The 16,712-nt window shown below is 61.8% G+C and carries 20 protein-coding genes; 10 read left to right on the forward strand and 10 right to left on the reverse strand.

All coding sequences use genetic code 11. From position 1 onward, the window contains the following. Positions 1-113 precede the first annotated feature (113 nt). The 4 genes from BM017_RS04545 (at position 114) to cfaB (ending at position 3,327) form a co-directional block, all read left to right on the forward strand. The gene (locus tag BM017_RS04545; protein ID WP_071490868.1) at positions 114-365 is read left to right on the forward strand and encodes a BufA2 family periplasmic bufferin-type metallophore; all 252 of its coding nucleotides are present in this window, start codon (positions 114-116) and stop codon (positions 363-365) included. 65 nt (positions 366-430) lie between these two features. After that, positions 431-1,276, forward strand: a complete 846-nt coding sequence (locus BM017_RS04550) for an MNIO family bufferin maturase (protein WP_092241537.1) — start codon at positions 431-433, stop codon at positions 1,274-1,276. Further along, positions 1,267-2,055, forward strand: coding sequence for an HvfC/BufC N-terminal domain-containing protein (locus BM017_RS04555; RefSeq protein ID WP_092241539.1), 789 nt, complete (start codon positions 1,267-1,269; stop codon positions 2,053-2,055). Before BM017_RS04550 ends, BM017_RS04555 begins: the two co-directional genes overlap by 10 nt. Positions 2,056-2,142: 87 nt before the next feature. Next, a complete protein-coding gene (gene cfaB / locus BM017_RS04560) occupies positions 2,143-3,327 on the forward strand; it encodes a C17 cyclopropane fatty acid synthase CfaB (RefSeq protein ID WP_092241541.1) in 1,185 nt (394 codons plus the stop codon). 74 nt (positions 3,328-3,401) lie between these two features. Here the strand turns inward: cfaB and cls are convergent, their stop codons facing one another. Next, positions 3,402-4,841: a cardiolipin synthase gene (gene cls / locus BM017_RS04565; protein WP_092241543.1), complete on the reverse strand. Its 1,440-nt coding sequence runs from the start codon at positions 4,839-4,841 to the stop codon at positions 3,402-3,404. A gap of 131 nt (positions 4,842-4,972) precedes the next feature. On the opposite strand from cls, the gene BM017_RS04570 reads away from it, so the two are divergent. Continuing rightward, positions 4,973-5,494, forward strand: a complete 522-nt coding sequence (locus tag BM017_RS04570) for a DUF3617 domain-containing protein (RefSeq protein ID WP_092241545.1) — start codon at positions 4,973-4,975, stop codon at positions 5,492-5,494. On the opposite strand, the gene BM017_RS04575 is transcribed toward BM017_RS04570, so the two are convergent. Genes BM017_RS04575 through folE2 form a run of 7 tightly spaced genes read right to left on the reverse strand, consistent with a single transcriptional unit; the run spans position 5,491 to position 11,116 of the window. Then, positions 5,491-6,828 (reverse strand): dihydroorotase, encoded by a 1,338-nt coding sequence (locus BM017_RS04575; protein ID WP_092241547.1) that lies wholly within the window; start codon positions 6,826-6,828, stop codon positions 5,491-5,493. The genes BM017_RS04570 and BM017_RS04575 overlap by 4 nt on opposite strands. A gap of 3 nt (positions 6,829-6,831) precedes the next feature. Further along, positions 6,832-7,392 carry a gamma carbonic anhydrase family protein gene (locus BM017_RS04580; protein WP_092241549.1) on the reverse strand — a complete coding sequence of 187 codons (561 nt, stop codon included), beginning with the start codon at positions 7,390-7,392 and terminating at the stop codon, positions 6,832-6,834. After that, positions 7,389-7,802, reverse strand: coding sequence for a phosphoribosyl-AMP cyclohydrolase (gene hisI, locus BM017_RS04585; protein ID WP_092241551.1), 414 nt, complete (start codon positions 7,800-7,802; stop codon positions 7,389-7,391). Before hisI ends, BM017_RS04580 begins: the two co-directional genes overlap by 4 nt. Continuing rightward, a complete protein-coding gene (locus BM017_RS04590; RefSeq protein WP_092241553.1) occupies positions 7,799-8,677 on the reverse strand; it encodes a metal ABC transporter substrate-binding protein in 879 nt (292 codons plus the stop codon). The genes hisI and BM017_RS04590 overlap by 4 nt, the downstream gene beginning before the upstream one ends. 11 nt (positions 8,678-8,688) lie before the next feature. Next, positions 8,689-9,555 (reverse strand): metal ABC transporter permease, encoded by an 867-nt coding sequence (locus BM017_RS04595; protein WP_071490858.1) that lies wholly within the window; start codon positions 9,553-9,555, stop codon positions 8,689-8,691. Next, the gene (locus BM017_RS04600; protein WP_092241555.1) at positions 9,555-10,223 is read right to left on the reverse strand and encodes a metal ABC transporter ATP-binding protein; all 669 of its coding nucleotides are present in this window, start codon (positions 10,221-10,223) and stop codon (positions 9,555-9,557) included. The genes BM017_RS04595 and BM017_RS04600 overlap by 1 nt, the downstream gene beginning before the upstream one ends. Further along, the gene (gene folE2 / locus BM017_RS04605) at positions 10,220-11,116 is read right to left on the reverse strand and encodes a GTP cyclohydrolase FolE2 (RefSeq protein ID WP_092241557.1); all 897 of its coding nucleotides are present in this window, start codon (positions 11,114-11,116) and stop codon (positions 10,220-10,222) included. Before folE2 ends, BM017_RS04600 begins: the two co-directional genes overlap by 4 nt. Positions 11,117-11,243: 127 nt before the next feature. Here folE2 and BM017_RS04610 point away from each other — a divergent pair, with 127 nt between their 5' ends. Then, the gene (locus BM017_RS04610; RefSeq protein ID WP_092241559.1) at positions 11,244-12,446 is read left to right on the forward strand and encodes an N-acetylmuramoyl-L-alanine amidase; all 1,203 of its coding nucleotides are present in this window, start codon (positions 11,244-11,246) and stop codon (positions 12,444-12,446) included. Here the strand turns inward: BM017_RS04610 and BM017_RS04615 are convergent. Beyond that, on the reverse strand, positions 12,443-12,811 hold the full coding sequence (locus BM017_RS04615; RefSeq protein WP_092241561.1) for a glutamine synthetase: 369 nt from the start codon (positions 12,809-12,811) through the stop codon (positions 12,443-12,445). The two genes, BM017_RS04610 and BM017_RS04615, sit on opposite strands and share 4 nt — an antisense overlap. A gap of 127 nt (positions 12,812-12,938) precedes the next feature. Between BM017_RS04615 and dksA the strand changes: the two genes are divergently transcribed. The 4 genes from dksA to BM017_RS04635 are packed head-to-tail and all read left to right on the forward strand — an operon-like array spanning position 12,939 to position 16,230. After that, a complete protein-coding gene (gene dksA, locus BM017_RS04620) occupies positions 12,939-13,343 on the forward strand; it encodes an RNA polymerase-binding protein DksA (protein WP_058424325.1) in 405 nt (134 codons plus the stop codon). 27 nt (positions 13,344-13,370) lie between these two features. After that, complete coding sequence (zigA, locus tag BM017_RS04625; RefSeq protein ID WP_092241563.1) at positions 13,371-14,579, forward strand: zinc metallochaperone GTPase ZigA; 1,209 nt, start codon at positions 13,371-13,373, stop codon at positions 14,577-14,579. Continuing rightward, positions 14,579-15,223 carry a DUF1826 domain-containing protein gene (locus BM017_RS04630; RefSeq protein WP_071490852.1) on the forward strand — a complete coding sequence of 215 codons (645 nt, stop codon included), beginning with the start codon at positions 14,579-14,581 and terminating at the stop codon, positions 15,221-15,223. Before zigA ends, BM017_RS04630 begins: the two co-directional genes overlap by 1 nt. A gap of 44 nt (positions 15,224-15,267) precedes the next feature. Then, the gene (locus BM017_RS04635; protein ID WP_092241565.1) at positions 15,268-16,230 is read left to right on the forward strand and encodes a CobW family GTP-binding protein; all 963 of its coding nucleotides are present in this window, start codon (positions 15,268-15,270) and stop codon (positions 16,228-16,230) included. On the opposite strand, the gene BM017_RS04640 is transcribed toward BM017_RS04635, so the two are convergent. Next, positions 16,224-16,619: a DUF3301 domain-containing protein gene (locus BM017_RS04640; protein ID WP_092241567.1), complete on the reverse strand. Its 396-nt coding sequence runs from the start codon at positions 16,617-16,619 to the stop codon at positions 16,224-16,226. The two genes, BM017_RS04635 and BM017_RS04640, sit on opposite strands and share 7 nt — an antisense overlap. Between the last annotated feature and the right edge of the window lie 93 nt (positions 16,620-16,712).

Consider the following 16,712-nt stretch of genomic DNA (forward strand, 5'->3'; position numbering starts at 1 on the left):
GAAATTTTTGCGCACCCCTGTAACGCGGATGAGGGGCCTCACTCTAGTGGTGTGTCGAGACTGAACAATCCGTTCAGCCCGACACCCCTACTGATCGTTGAGGAATATAAAAAATGAACATCAAAAATGCCGTTTCCGGTGCTGCCCTGGCTATCGCTGCCGCCACCATGTTCGCCGGTGTCGCTACCCAGGCACAGGCCGCCGACGCTACTGTTCATTGCTACGGCGTCACCTCCTGCAAAGGCATGAACGATTGCAAGACCGCTGAAAACGCTTGTAAAGGCCAGGCTGTCTGCAAAGGTCACGGTTTCAAGGCCATGACCAAGGCCGCCTGCGACGCCGCCGGCGGCAAGGTCGGCGAGTAATCGCAAGCCGAGTGCAACCGCAGCGAGCCTTCAAGCCGCTGCGGACACTTTTCCAGGAGTCCGCAATGGCCATGTCTCTTCCCTTCCTGGGTTACGGCCTGGGTTTACGCAACGAATACTACGAACAGATCCTTGAACAATCGCCGGCTGTGGATTGGTTCGAAGTGATCTCCGAGAATTACCTGGTCCAGGGCGGTAAAGCCTTGTACTACCTGGACGCGATAGCCGAGCGTTATCCGCTGGTGATGCATGGGGTGTCCCTGTCCATCGGCGGGCCCCATGCCCTCGACACCGACTATCTTAAGCAGATCAGACAGCTCGCCGAGCGTATCCAGCCGGCGTGGGTGTCCGATCATCTGTGCTGGAGCCGCGGCAGCGCCCACCAGTTGCACGACCTGCTGCCGTTGCCTTACACCGAAGAAAGCCTCTATCACGTAGCCGCCCGCGTGCGCCAAGTGCAGGACACATTGGAACGCCCGCTGGTGCTGGAAAACGTCTCCAGTTACGTGCGTTCCAAGGCCGATGAGTTCACCGAGTGGGAATTCCTCAACGCCCTGGCCCACCTGTCGGGGTGCCAGTTGTTGCTGGACGTCAACAATGTGTACGTCAGCTCGCGCAATCATGGCTTCGATGCCTGGACGTTTATCCGCAACCTGCCGCCGCAGAGCATCCGCCAGCTGCACCTGGCCGGGCACATGGACTACGGCGACTACGTGGTCGATACCCATGACCATCCGGTGTGTGACCCGGTGTGGGACCTCTATCAACAGACGCTGGAGCACCTGGGGCCGGTGTCGACGCTACTGGAGCGGGACGACCATTTCCCACCCTTCGAAGAGTTGCTTACCGAGCTCAGCAAAGCCCGTGAACTGGGCGCCATGGCGTTGGCCAGGAGATCGTTATGCGCCTGACCGATTGGCAGCTGGCCTTCGAACAGCACCTTTTATCCGAAACACCTGTCGCCAACAGTGGCTTCGCCGCGACCCTGCTGGGCGGGCCGACGCTGGATGTGGACACGGGCCTGGCGATTTATCACAACGCCTATATCTCGCGGTTGCAGGACGTCTTGCGGCATGACTTCAGCGCCATTCTCTATTGGCTGGGGGATGACGAGTTTGCCGCGCTGACCGAAGCCTATGTGCGGCGCTACCCCTCGGCCCATTACAGCCTGCGCTGGCTGGGCGAGCGTTTCCCGACGTTTATCCTTGAGCATCTGGTGGCGGAGCAAGGTGTGCCGCTGGCGGAGCTGGCGCGGTTGGAGTGGGCGTTTACCCTGGCATTCGACGCGCCGCAGGGCGAACCGCTGACCCTTCACGACATGGCAAGCCTGGCCCCTGAAGACTGGCCGGGCCTGCAGGTGACGCTGGCGCCCTCCGTGCAACAAGTCTTCTGCCGCTTCAATACCGTGGCGATCTGGCGAGCCAGCAAGGATGAGTCAGACTTCCCCCATAGCCAGGCCCTGGACCCGGTGCAGATCTGCCTGGTATGGCGGCACCAGAATGTGTGCCATTACCGCAGCCTGGAACCTGCTGAAGTCTGCGCCCTGGCAGGCATGGTGACCACCGGCTGGAGTTTTTCAGAACTGTGCGCGGAACTGGCAGTCACTTATGCAGAGGGTGCTCCACTGCAAGCCGTGACGTGGCTGAAACAGTGGGTCCAGGATGGTTTGCTCGAGCGCCGAGCCCCATAGAGGACCGCTATCAAATCGATAGCCTCCTACTTTGTCTTCGGATGGTCTACCCTCACAGCAGACGTCTGAAACAAGGGGGGACTACTCATGCTCGCGCAACTTCCACCGGCCTTACAGAATCTTCAGCTACCGCTGCGTCTTCGACTCTGGGATGGCCATGAATTCAACTTGGGCCCCGAGCCCAGTGTGACCATCGTGGTGAAGGACCCCACGGTTGTTAACAAACTGACCCATCCCACGCTCGATTCATTGGGCGAAGCCTTCGTCGAGGGTAAATTGGAGCTGGAAGGCTCCATCTCCGAGGTCATCCGGGTGTGTGACGAATTGAGTCACGCCCTGATCGAAGACGACGAGGGGAGTCGTCCGGTGCGCTCGATCCACGACAAGGCCACTGACGCAGCGGCTATTTCCTACCATTACGACCTGTCCAACGAGTTCTACCAGCTGTGGCTGGACCAGGACATGGCGTACTCCTGCGGTTATTTCGAAACCGGCAGCGAATCCATCGACCAGGCGCAACAAGACAAATTCCGCCATCTGTGCCGCAAGCTGCGGCTGCAGCCGGGCGAGTATTTGCTCGACGTAGGTTGTGGTTGGGGTGGGTTGGCGCGGTTTGCTGCGCGGGAGTTCGGGGTCAAGGTGTTTGGTATCACCCTGAGCAAGGAGCAGTTGGCCCTGGCCCGGGAACGGGTGAAGGCCGAGGGCCTGGAAGACCAGGTGGACCTGCAATTGCTCGACTACCGCGACCTGCCGCAAGACGGCCGTTTCGACAAAGTGGTGAGCGTGGGCATGTTCGAACACGTCGGCCACGCCAACCTGGCGCAGTACTGCCAGACCCTGTTCGGCGCCGTGCGCGAAGGCGGCCTGGTGATGAACCACGGCATTACCGCCAAGCACACCGATGGCCGCCCGGTCGGTCGTGGCGCCGGGGAGTTCATCGAGCGTTATGTGTTCCCCAACGGTGAACTGCCGCACCTGGCAATGATGACCGCCGAGATCAGTGAAGTCGGGCTGGAAGTGGTCGACGTCGAAAGCCTGCGCCTGCACTACGCGCGTACCCTGGACCATTGGAGCGAGCGCCTGGAAGACAACCTGGAGGCGGCGGCGAAGATGGTGCCGGAGCAGGCGCTACGCATCTGGCGCCTGTACCTGGCCGGTTGCGCCTATGCGTTTGCCCGGGGCTGGATCAACCTGCACCAGATCCTGGCGGTGAAACCCCATGCCGATGGCAGCCATGACCTGCCGTGGACGCGGGAAGATATCTACCGCTAACCCCGTTTCTGCGAAAAATGAAGGTCCAAGCGTGGGAGGGGGCAAGCCCCTCCCACAGGGTTCACCGCAGTGTGTTAAAGAATCGGTGAAATAAGCCGCGCGACTCGCATGCCCAGTTGTTGCAGGCGGCGCGTCTCGCGGTTTTCTTGCTGGCTGACCTCATGGGCCAGGGCGAAGTCGTCCAGCAGCATCAGCTCCACTTCCCGGGCGAAGGCTTCGTCGACTGTCAGCAGCATCACTTCGAAATTCAGCCGGAACGAGCGGTTGTCCATGTTCGCACTGCCGATGGCGCTGATTTCGCTGTCCACCAGCACGACTTTCTGATGCAGGAAGCCCGGCGTGTAGCGGAACACCCGTACTCCGGCGCGCACGGCTTCGATCGCGTAAAGGCTTGATGCCGCGTAGACGATGCGATGGTCGGGCCGTGAGGGCAGCAACAGGCGTACATCGACCCCGCGCAGCACTGCCAGGCGCAGGGCGGCGAACACCGCTTCGTCGGGGATGAAGTAAGGGCTGGTGATCCATACGCGTTCGGTCGCCGCATGAATGGCCTCGACAAAAAACAATGAGCAGGTTTCATACGGGTCGGCGGGACCGCTGGCGAGCAATTGGCAGAGCACGCCGTCTTCCGGGTAGGCGTCCGGCAGGATCAGCGGCGGCAGCTCGCGTGCAGCCCAGAACCAGTCTTCGGCAAACGACTCTTGCAAACACGCCACCACCGGGCCGGTCACCTGCACATGGGTATCGCGCCACGGCGCCAGCGGTGGTTTCTTGCCCAGGTATTCATCGCCGACGTTATGCCCGCCGACAAACCCGGTGATGCCGTCCACGACCACGATCTTGCGGTGGTTGCGGAAATTGACCTGGAAGCGATTGAGCCAGCCGCCGCGGGTGGCGAACGCTTTGACTTTCACCCCGGCGTCCCGCAGCGATTGCACATATCGGTGGGGCAGGGCGTGGCTGCCGATGCGGTCATAGAGCACGTGGATGTCTATGCCTTCAGCCGCTTTTTCCTTCAACAGCGCGTGCAGTTGGCGGCCAAGCTCGTCGTCATGAATGATGAAGAACTGGAACAGCACCGCCGTCCTGGCGTTGCGAATGGCCTCGAAGATTGCGCTGAACGTGGCCTCGCCATTGATCAACAAGCGCACTTCATTGTTGGCCAGGCACGGCATGCGGCCTAGCTTGGGCATGGCGCGCAAAGAGGTGTACGCGCTGGAGTTGCGCGCCGCGAGGGCTTCCTCGACCCAGGGGCGCCAGTTCAGCGCGGTGATCGCGGTGTGCATTTCCTGGTTGGCCTGGCGGCGGGCCTGGATGTAGGCGTCGAACGTGCTGCGGCCGAAGATCAGGTAGGGGATCAACGTGAGGTAGGGCATGAACATCAGCGACAAGGCCCAGGCGATCGAGCCTTGGGCGGTCCTGACGGTCAGCACCGCGTGGATCGCGGCGAGAGTCCCGAGAAAGTGCAGCGTGGCGATGAAGTAGGCGAGCAGGTGCGGGCCAAAGAAATCCATGGACGACGGTACTCCAGGCAATCCAAGTGCCTAACAGACCATGTCTGCTTACGAATGTCGCTATTTTATTTGCCGTGCAACACTGGCGCCCTGGCGGCGTCTAACGCCCAACATCAACCAGGAGTTACCCGATGAATGCACGTCTGCTGTCTTTAGCCATGGTTATGGGGTTGTCGCTGCCGGTGGCCGCACAGGCGCAGATGCTGGCGCCGGGCTTGTGGGAATTGACCACCAGCAATATGAAAGTCGATAACCAGGACCTGCCGGACCTGTCGCTGATCCTTGGTCAACTCAAGCAACAAATGACCCCCGAACAGCGCGCCATGCTGGAAAAACAAGGCATCACCATGGCCGGCAAAGGCGTGCAGGTGTGCCTGACACCGGCGCAGGTCGCCTCTGATTCTATCCCGTTGACCGACCCGCAATCGGGCTGCAAACAGCAAGTGACGGACAAGACCGGCAACCAGTGGAAATTCCGCTTCAGTTGCCCGAAAGCCCAGGGCACGGGCGTGGCGACCTTCCAGAGTCAGAAGGAATTCACCACCACCATCAACGGCACCTTCAATGCCACTGGTATTCAGCAAAAGGGCAGCCTCGACAGTCACGCCCAGTGGCTGGGCAACGATTGCGGTACGGTCAAGCCTCGCGCTTAACGCAGGAAATGCAATGGCAGGCCCTGGCAACTGTCGACTACCTGACCGTTGTGCCAGGCCAAGTGGCCGGAGACCAGCGTGGTGCCGACGCTATGACGAAAGCTGCGCTCGGCGAAGGGGGTCCAACCGCAGCGGGCCAGGATCGGCTCGCTGCTCACCGGCTTGCCGTGGGGCTCGGGTTTGATCAGCACCAGGTCGGCCCAATAGCCTTCGCGTAGGTAACCCCGATCCGGGATGGCGAACAGGTCGGCCACGCGATGACTGGTCTTCGCCACCAGCGTGGTCAGCGGCAGATGCCCGTCAGCCACCAGTTCCAACAGTGCCGGCAGCGCGTGTTGCACCAGCGGCAGTCCGGACGGCGCCTCTCGGTAACCCAATTGTTTTTGCCCCCAGGTGTGTGGCGCATGGTCGCTGCCAATCACGTCCAATCGATCACTCAGCAAGGCCTGGCGCAAGGCGTCGCGGTCGGCACGACTCTTGATCGCCGGATTGCATTTGATCTGGTGGCCGAGGCGGTGATAGTCGCGGTCGTCGAACAGCAGGTGGTGCAGGCAGACTTCGGCGGTGATGCGTTTTTCGGTCAGGGGCTTGTCATCGAACAGCGCCAGTTCGCGGGCGCTGGTCAGGTGCAGCACATGCAGGCGCGTGCCATGGCGCCTGGCCAACTCCACGGCAAAAGATGAGGAGCGATAGCACGCCTCGGCATCGCGGATCAGTGGATGCGCGACGGCGGGAATATTGTCGCCGAAGCGCTCGCGCAGACGTTGTTCGTTGGCCTGGATACTCGGCGTGTGTTCGCAATGGGCCAGCAGGATGGTTGGCACTTCGGCGAACAGGCGCTCCAGGATCCGCGGGTCATCCACCAGCATATTGCCGGTGGACGCTCCCATGAATACTTTCACCCCGGCGACTTCACGCGGGTCGAGGGCGGCGACGGTGTCCAGATTTTCGTTGCTGACACCAAAGTGAAAGCCGTAGTTGGCCACCGAGTGCAGGGCGGCACGGCGTTTCTTGTCGGCCAGCGCTTGCAGGTTCAAGGTGGCCGGGTTGGTGTTGGGCATGTCCATGAAGCTGGTGATGCCGCCGGCCACCGCGGCGCGGGATTCGCTGTAGAAGCTGCCTTTGTCCGGCGCGCCGGGTTCGCGAAAGTGCACCTGGTCATCGATCATGCCCGGCAGCAGCCACTGGCCTTGGGCGTCGATTTCCACCGGCTCGTTATAGCCGTCAAGGCTGGCGGCGATCTTCTCGATACGGCCATTGGCGACCAGTACATCGGCGTCGAACTCCTGGCCTTCATTCACCAGGCGGGCATTGCGAATCAGCACGCGACTCATGGCTCAGAACTCGTTTTGCAGGGCTTTGTAGCCACGCACCAGATCGACGTTGGTACGCGCTACGTCTTCGGAAAACTCCGAGGCGCTCACGCTGACCGGCGGGAATTGCGACAGGTCGGTGGCGGGCCCGATGCGGGTGGTGGAGGACACGTAGAAGGCGGCGGGCAAATCGCGACCGTCGACCACCGAGTTGTGACGCACCACGCAGCCATCACCCACGGCGCAGTTGAACAGCACACTGTTGAAGCCGATGAACACACGGTCGCCGACGCTGCAGGGGCCGTGGACGATGGAGCGGTGGGCGATGGAAGTGAACTCGCCGATGGTCACCGCCGCGCCGGACTTGGAGTGGATGACCACGCCGTCCTGGATGTTGGAGTTGGCGCCGATGGTGATCGGGTCCATGCCCCCGCTGGCGTCGACTTCATCGGCGCGGATCACCGCGTAGGGGCCGACGAAGACGTTCTCGCCGATGATGACCTTGCCGCAGATGATTGCGGTCTTGTCGACGTAGGCTGATTCGGCAATGACGGGAAGATCGCCGGATGGGTTCTTGCGGATCATGCTGGGGGCTCCGTGAGGATGTGAACGTAGTCGCCATCGATAGCGTTGTAGAAGCAGGTCGGTCGACCGGTGTGGCAGGCCGGGCCGTGCTGGTCGACGATCAGCAACACCGCGTCGCCGTCGCAATCCAGGCGCGCTTCGACCAGTTGTTGCCAATGGCCGGAGCTTTCGCCTTTACGCCATAGCTGCCGACGCGAGCGTGACCAGTAGCAGACTTGCCCGGTGGCCAGGGTTTCGTTTAGGGCCTGGCGGTTCATCCAGGCCAGCATCAATACTTCACCGCTGCCGTGTTGCTGGGCGATGGCGGCGATCAGGCCGTCGCTGTTCCAGGGCAGGGCGTCGAGCACCTGTCCGAGTGGAAAGCGGCTGCCCACGGCAGCCCCTTCCAGATCGAGCATTCTCAGGGTCATGGCTTGCCCAGGGCCGCGCACAAGGTGTTGAGGTTGTATTCGAACAGCCCGGTAAAGGTGCTGGCCGGACCTTGCGCGGCGAGGGCGTCGGAGTAGAGCGTGCCGCCGATCTGCGCGCCACTTTCGTCTGCGATCTGCTTGAGCAGGCGCGAGTCCTTGATGTTTTCCATGAACACCGCTTTGACTTTGTCTTTGCGGATCTGGGTGATCAGCGCGGCGACCTCGGCGGCGGACGGTTCACGTTCGGTGGACAGCCCCTGGGGCGCAAGGAACTCAATGCCGTAGGCCTGGCCCAGGTAGCCGAAGGCGTCATGGGAGGTGACGATGCGGCGGTTGCCTGCTGGCAGCTCACCGAACTTGGCCTTGGCTTCGGCCAGCAAGCGGTAGATTTCTTTCAGGTAGGCCTGGCTGTTGCGCAGGTAGTCAGCCTTGTTCGCCGGGTCGGCGGCGACCAGCGCCTTGGTGATGTTGTTCACGTAGATTTCGGCGTTGGCCAGGTTGTGCCAGGCGTGGGGGTCGGGGATCGTTTCGCCGTCCTCTTCCATGGTGTGGGAAATCACGCCTTTGCTGGCGGTGACCACGGTCGCCTTGGTTTCAGTGCTGGCCACCAGCCGGTCCAGCCACGGCTCGAAGCCCAGGCCGTTCTTGATGATCAGCTTGGCCTTGAGCAGCGCCTTCGCGTCGTCCGGCGTTGGTTCGTAGGTATGGGCGTCGGCGTCAGGGCCGACCATGTTGCTGATCTGGATGTGATCGCCACCGATCTGGTGGGTGATGTCATCGAGAATACTGAAACTGGTCACCACCTGGAGTTTGTCGGCGGCCTGGGCCATCGACAACGGCAGCAGCAGACTGAACAGCACGAGTAAAGCGCGCATTGGGAAACACCTCATTGGGATGTAAGGGAGGGCGGGCGGCGCAGCAAGCCGTGCACCGGACCGAAGACCACGGACAGCAGATACCCGGCACCCGCCACCAGCACGATGGCCGGGCCGCTGGGCAACGAGTAGTAGAACGACAACAACAAACCCAGCCACACCGACAGGCTTCCCAGCACCGCCGATACCGCGATCAACACCGGCAGGCGCCGGCTCCAGAAACGTGAAGCGATGGCCGGCAACATCATCAAGCCCACCACCATCAAGGCGCCGATGGCCTGGAAACCGATCACCAGGTTCAGCACCACCAGGGTCAGGAACAACCCGTGGGCCAGTGGGCCGAGGCGGCTGACGGTTTGCAGGAACAGCGGATCGAGAGTGTCCAGCAGCAACGGTCTGTAGATCACCGCCATGGCGATCAGGCTGAACCCGGAGACCCAGAGCATGCCGGTGAGGGTGGTTTCATCCACCGCCAGGGCCGAGCCGAACAGCAGGTGCAGCAAGTCCAGGCGCTTGCCGGCGATGCCGAGGATCAACACGCCGGCGGCGAGGGAGATGGGGTAGATGGCGGCGAGGCTGGCGTCTTCACGCAGGCCGGTGCGACGGGTGATCCACGCGGACAGGCCGGCCATGCTCAAGCCGGCGCCGAGGCCGCCGATGGTCAGGGCCGGCAGGCTGAGGCCGGCAAACCAGAAACCGAGTGCGGCGCCGGGCAGGATGCCGTGTGCCACGGCGTCACCGATCAGGCTCATGCGTCGCAGGATCAGGAACACACCCAGCGGCGCGGTGCTGCAGGCAAGTACCAGTCCGCCGATCAACGCACGACGCATGAACACGAAGTCGAGGAAGGGCATCCACAGGTGGGCGGCGAAGTGCATCAGGCCACCTGCATTTGGGGCTGTGGGCGGATCAGCTCTTTGCTGGGGCCGAACAGGCAGCCGGTATTCTTGATCTGCACCACGTGCTGGGTGTGATGGCGCACGGAGGCAAGGTCATGGCAGACCACGATCAGCGTACGGCCTTGATCGTGCCAGGCGTGGATGTGTTTCCAGCACAGCGCCTGGCCTGCTTCATCGAGGGCGGCGTGGGGTTCATCGAGCAGCAGCACCGGCGCTTCGGCCAGGCTCATGCGCGCGAGCAGGGCGCGTTGCAGTTCGCCGCCGGAGAGAGCCATCAGCGGGCGATGTTCCAGGCCGCTGAGGCACCAGTCTTCCAGCACGGCTTCAAGGCGCCGGCTGCGTTGTTGCGGGGAGAGCTGGGTGCCCCAGAAGCCGGCGGCGACCAGCTCTTGCAGGCTGATGGGGAACTGGCGGTCCAGGTGCTGTTGCTGCGGCAGAAACGACAGACCGCCACGGCGTGGAACCGCCACCGTGACCTTGCCCGCCAAGGGCTTTTGCAGGCCGGCGATGACCTTGAGCAGGCTGCTTTTGCCGGTGCCATTGGCGCCGATGATGCCGGTGAGGCTGCCTTTTTCCAGAGTGAGGTCGAGGGCGGGCGTCAGCGGTTGGCCTGGGGCGCCCCAGCGTAAGGCGGTGCAGGTGATCATGCAGGGTTTCTCGTCCAGCGGCTTTCCGCCACGGCATCGTGCGCGTGCAGACTTTCGGCGTGGATCACTTTCAGGTGGAAGGCGTTGACCGCATCCGAGCGTTTCAAGGCGAGGTTCAGGCGGCGGGCGGCGTCTTCGCAGAACATCAGGTTCTGCCCATTGGCCAGGGCGAAGGCCTGTTCGTCCGCGCGTTTTACAGCGGTTTGTACGGCGGTGCCGAGGGCGGCTTCGACGTTATCGATCAGTTCGGTGATGGGCAGGCTGGGTTGGTCGCCGTCCAGCTCGATCAGCAACTGCGCGCTGCTGCGCTGGCTGTGAGGTGTGGCGACGATGCCGTTGGCGCTGCCGAGCCAGGTCAACACGTCTTCATGCTGCAGCGGGGTGTTGCCGAAGTCTTGCAGAAATTGCTGCTGAATCAATTGCCTGGCGAGGGCGGCGGAGCACGGGCAGGTTGAGGAATAGGTAACGTCAATTTTTAGTTCCACGTGGAACATCTGGTTTTCCAGGCGGGCCTGGATGCTCACCGGGTAGCCTTTCCAGCCAGCCAACGGGCTGACCAGCGCCGAGCGCTTGAGCAGCAGATCGGTATGGATACGCAGGTAGGCGTTATTAGATAAACCTTCATGACTGTCGAGAAAACGCTGCAGTACATTACGCAGAAGTGCAGGTGTAAGCGGCTGCTGGTCGAGCATCTCCAGCGTCAGGTACAGGCGTGACATATGAATGCCACGGGCGGCGCCATCATCCAGGCTTACGCCGGCATCGGCAGTAGCAGCAAGACGCTCGCCGTCGATGAGGATCGGCAGGGCGATGCCGCACATGCCTACCCAGTCGAGTGGCAAGGCTTGGCGTGAAGCCTGCGCGGCGATATCCGGCAGAGTCAGCGCATTCATGAGCAGGTCCATCATTGGAAATAAAAAGACATGTTATAGTATAACTATCGTGTCGACGATGGTTTTTCTGCGCCAGCCTTTTTTCAGTCATGTCGAGCAGGGACGCTCCTTTTTGCGGTAACTTTTCATGCACAGACGTCAGCTTCTTAACCTGCTTCTGGCCAGCCCTCTTTTCACCTTGCCATTTGCAGCCCACGCCACGCAGATCAGCAACGCCCGCCTGTGGCGCTCGGACGACAAGCTGCGGTTGGTGTTCGACCTCAGCGGCCCGGTGCAATACAAGACCTTCACCCTGAGCGCGCCGGAGCGCCTGATCATTGACCTGAGCGGGGCCGGGCTCAGCGGTGATTTCTCTCAGTTGGCGTTGAAGAACAGCGGCATCACCTCGATTCGCTCGGGGCATTTTGGTAAAGGCGATACGCGCATCGTGCTGGACCTGGTCGCACCGATGCAGCTCAACAGCTTTCTATTGCCGCCTCAGGACGGCCAGGGTCATCGCCTGGTGCTGGACCTGACCAGCGCCACCCAGGTGCCTCGCCAGATGGCCGCTGAACCTGCGCCGCGCGTGGACAAGGCCCACCCCAAGCGCGACATCATCGTGGTGGTGGATCCCGGCCACGGCGGCAAGGACCCGGGTGCAGTCGGCTCCAAGGGCCAGCGTGAAAAAGACGTGGTGCTGTCCATTGCGCAACTGTTGGCCAAACGCTTGAAGCGCGAGAAAGGCTTTGACGTGAAGTTGGTGCGCAACGACGATTTCTTCGTACCGCTGCGCAAACGGGTGGAGATCGCCCACAAGCACAATGCCGACATGTTCATCTCCGTGCATGCGGACGCGGCACCACGCATCACCGCCTCGGGCGCGTCGGTGTATGCCCTGTCCGAAGGCGGCGCGACGTCCGCCACGGCGCGGTTCATGGCGCAACGGGAAAACGGTGCCGACTTGCTCGGCGCCACCAGCCTGCTCAATCTCAAGGACAAGGACCCGATGCTGGCCGGGGTAATCCTGGACATGTCGATGAACGCTACCATCGCCTCCAGCCTGCAACTGGGCCACTCGATCCTGGGCAGCCTGGAAGGCATCACCAGCCTGCATCAGAAACGCGTGGAACAGGCGGGATTCGCGGTGCTCAAGTCACCCGACGTGCCGTCGATCCTGGTGGAAACCGGGTTTATCTCCAATGCGCGTGACAGTGCGCGGCTGGTTACCGCGCGGCATCAACAAGCGGTTGCCGATGGGTTGTTCGAAGGCTTGAAAAAGTATTTCCAGAAGAACCCACCGATGAACAGCTACATGGCGTGGGTGCAGGAACAGAAGAACGCCCAGGTCTAGCAACCCGTTATACGGCTGCAGGTGAATTTTGCGCTGGCACCACCCGAACTGGAAAACCGGTTGAGGGTGGTCCAGCCCACGCGCCGCGTGTAGCCGACCCACGCCTCACCGTCCGACGCCAACCCGGTAAAAAAGGTCAGCTGCCCGTAGCGGCTGTTGGTCTGTGCCCAGTAGCGCTTGCCTATCACCTCGTATCCGCGCAGATACGTGGTACTGCCGACCGTCGCCACGCTGTAGGCATTGCCCAATGGGTCGACACAAGCCAGCAGGTTGGCGCTGCGCGTGCAGTGGGCCAACAGGTTGGGGGCCTGGGCGCAGGCAGGTCCCGCCGCAGCCAAAACCAGGGCGCACACCAGGTATTTCATCAGGTTTCTCGTGGCAGGGAAGTGTTCAAGCATTGCGCCCTTCGTCGTGGTGAGCAAGAGGGGATTGGCTTATTTGTATTGTTATACTATAACATTAAAACACAGCCTGACCCGTGAACCGCTCTCCATGACCGAACAAGACCTGCTGGCCCAACCGCCCGCCGACTATATGAATGAAGCCCAGCAAGGCTTCTTCCGTGAGTTGCTGCTGGCGCAACGCAATGAGCTGCAAGCGCGTATCGACGCCGAATTCCTGCTGCTGCGCGAGCAGGAAACCAACAGCGACCCTGCCGATGTGGGCAGCGCCGAAGAACAGCGCCAATGGCAACTGCGCCTGCTGGAGCGGGAAAAGAAGCTGTTGGACAAGATCGACGACGCCCTCGAATTGCTGGCACGCGGCGAGTACGGCTGGTGCCGCGAGACCGGCGAGCCCATCGGCCTGCAGCGCTTGTTGCTGCGTCCTACCGCCACCCTGTGTATCGAAGCCAAAGAACGTGAAGAGCTGCGCGAACGCCATAAACGGGCGATTTGACCGGCCAACCCTGATGAGGAATACCTGATGCCCAATCGCCTCCCCGTTACTGTGTTGTCCGGCTTTCTCGGCGCCGGTAAAAGCACGCTGCTCAACTACGTCCTGCGCAACCGCGAAAATCTGCGGGTGGCGGTGATCGTCAACGATATGAGCGAAATCAATATCGATGGCAGCGAAGTCCAGCGCGACGTCACCCTCAACCGCGCCGAAGAAAAACTGGTGGAGATGAGCAACGGCTGCATCTGCTGCACCTTGCGCGAGGACTTGCTGGAAGAAGTCGGAAAACTCGCCAAGGAAGGTCGCTTCGATTACCTGCTGATCGAATCCACCGGTATCTCCGAGCCCTTGCCGGTGGCCGAGACCTTCACCTTTCGTGATGAAAACGAGCAAAGCCTGGCCGATATCGCCCGCCTGGACACCATGGTCACCGTGGTCGATGGCATGAACTTCCTGCTCGACTACCAGGCCGCCGAAAGCCTGGCCTCGCGCGGTGAAACCCTCGGTGAAGAAGACGAGCGCTCCATCACCGACCTGTTGATCGAGCAGATCGAATTCGCTGACGTGATCCTCATCAGCAAGATCGACCTGATCAGCAGCCGCGAACGTGAAGAATTGATGGCAATCCTCGAACGCCTCAACGCCCAGGCGGAAATCATCCCGATGGTCATGGGGGAGGTGCCGCTGAACAAGATCCTCAACACCGGCCGTTTCGACTTCGAGCGCGCCGCCCAGGCGCCGGGCTGGCTGCAGGAATTGCGCGGTGAACATGTGCCGGAAACCGAAGAGTACGGCATTGCCTCCACCGCTTATCGAGCTCGCCGCCCGTTTCATCCGCAGCGCTTTTTCGACTTTATCGACCGCCCGTGGGTCAACGGCAAACTGCTGCGTTCCAAGGGTTTTTTCTGGCTCGCCAGCAAACACCAGGATGCGGGCAGTTGGTCCCAGGCCGGTGGCCTGATGCGTCATGGGTTTGCCGGCCGCTGGTGGCGTTTTGTGCCCAAAAGCCAATGGCCTCAGGACGAAGAGAGCATCGCGGCGATCATGGGCAACTGGCAACTGAGCACTGGCGACTGCCGCCAGGAGCTGGTGTTTATCGGCCAGAACATCGACTTCACCCGCATGCGCGCCGAGTTGGATGCGTGCTTGCTCACCGATGAAGAAATGGCCCTGGGCGTCGAAGGCTGGCGCTTGCTGGCCGACCCTTTTGGCCCCTGGTATGAGGAGGCAGCCGCCTGATGCTGGCCCCGGTGATTCCCCTGCGTCCCGTGATTCGCCAGACTTGCGGTGACACCCCGCTGGCGCTGTCCGACATCCTCGAAGACGGCGTCAACCTGGCGCTGTGGCAGCGCCAGCTGCCGCTGCACATCGCCGAGTTCGGCGCCTTGCTGGTGGCGCTCAACGAGCCGTTGGCCGACTCCATGGTCATCGAGCTCAACAACGACGACGCCGAGCCAAACTTGCAGGGTTTGGCGTCGAGTTGTCGTGATCTTGAGGGCTACGAAGGCTTCATCGCCGATGTGTCGTGGCTGGTCAGCGCGTTCGCCTGTCTGCTTGGTGCCAAGCGTATCGGCGTGCGCCTGCGTCTGTTGGATAAAGCCATGTGCCCGCGTTTTCACGTCGACCACGTGCCGGTGCGCCTGATCACCACCTATGCCGGAGTCGGCAGCCAGTGGTTGCGTGAAGGCGTGATGGACCGTCGCAAGCTCAGCCAGCCGGATGCCGAACCCACCGAGCGTATCGAGCAGATCCACTGCGGCGAAGTCGCCTTGCTCAAGGGCACCAAATGGCATGGCAATGAAGGCCATGGCCTGATTCACCGTTCACCCGCACTGAGGGCCGACGAGCGCCGCTTGATCCTGACACTGGATTGGCTCGCATAACCGCGTAGGATCAAACGCTCTACACGGTCCGAACGATGCCCCTCATGTTGCAGAACATTCCTACCCACGTGATTGCCGGGCCCCTGGGCGTCGGCAAGACCAGCCTCATCCAGCACCTGCTTGCCCAGCGCCCGGCCAACGAGCGCTGGGCCGTGCTGATCAACGAGTTCGGGCAGATCGGCCTGGATGCCGCCTTGCTCACTCAGGATGACGATGGCATTGCCCTCGGCGAAGTCGCCGGAGGCTGCCTGTGTTGTGTGAACGGTGCTCCGTTCCAGATAGGTCTTGGCCGTTTGCTGCGTAAGGCTAAGCCCGATCGGCTGTTTATCGAACCCTCGGGCCTGGGTCATCCGGCGCAGTTGCTCAAGCAGTTGCGCGAAGCACCGTGGCAGAGCGTGCTGGCCGTCCAGCCGTGCGTGCTGGTGCTGGATGCGCAAGCGCTGGCGGCGGACAAGCCCCTGCCCCCAGCGCAGCAGGAGGCGTTGGCGAGTGCCGGGTTGCTGGTGTTGAACAAGGATGAAGCGCTGGATGCGGCGCAGCGCGAGCAGATCGAGCACCAGTTACCGGAATGCCCGCTTTACTGGACTCGACAGGCGTATTTGCCGCTGGCGCATTTACCTGGCCTTGACGCGCGGGCTGCTGCGGCTGTGGACAACTTCGCCGTACCCAAAGGCCTGGCGCAAATGCCGGCCATCTGGACCGATCCTGACCAGCCCATTTGCCTGAGCCAGGCTCAAGAGGGCGGCTGGAGCATTGGCTGGCGCTGGCACCCCAGCCAGCAGTTCGACACCCCGCAGCTGCATAACTGGCTTACAAGCCTTGATTGGCGCCGCGCCAAACTGGTTATCCACAGTGCCGAAGGCTGGGTGTCCGCCAATGCTGTGGATAACGGCCCCCTCACCTGGCAACCCAGCGAATGGCGCCGCGATTCGCGTATCGAATTGATCTTCAGCGAGCCACAGGACGTGGACGTGTTACAGCGTGCGCTGGCCGCCAGCCGTCAGTGACGCTTCTTGGACGCGTGGTCCTGGCGCCACTGGCTCAGCTCGATCACCTCGGCACTGGGCAACGGCGTCTTGATCTCGAACGGGTAGGGCGCCAGTTCGATCTGTGCGCTGTGGGCACCGAACTGTGTGATGGTCCCCGGATGGCGGGTTTCGCCGGTCACGGTGAACTCGAAGTTGTAGATGCGCGCCAGGCGCCGCCGACCGTTGGCATCCTTTACAAAACCGATGCGCTTGAGTGCCACCGCACCGTCCAGCAGTTCGATGTCGAGCTTGGCGCAATGCTGCTTGACCCGCTCCAGCGCCCGCTCGCGCAGGCCATGGTTGTGCCAAACCCAGGCGGCGCCGGTCGCCAGTAGCATCAACACGAACATGTTTCCCAGGGTCAGCATGCGAAAAACTCCAACAAAGTGAGGGCAGCTTAACTGTGTCGCCGGTCTGTCGTACAGGCTGCGTTTAGTCGCATACTGCGCGGCCAGAATTTC

The sequence above is a fragment of the Pseudomonas sp. NFPP04 genome (genome assembly GCF_900113815.1).
Lineage (GTDB): Bacteria > Pseudomonadota > Gammaproteobacteria > Pseudomonadales > Pseudomonadaceae > Aquipseudomonas > Aquipseudomonas extremorientalis.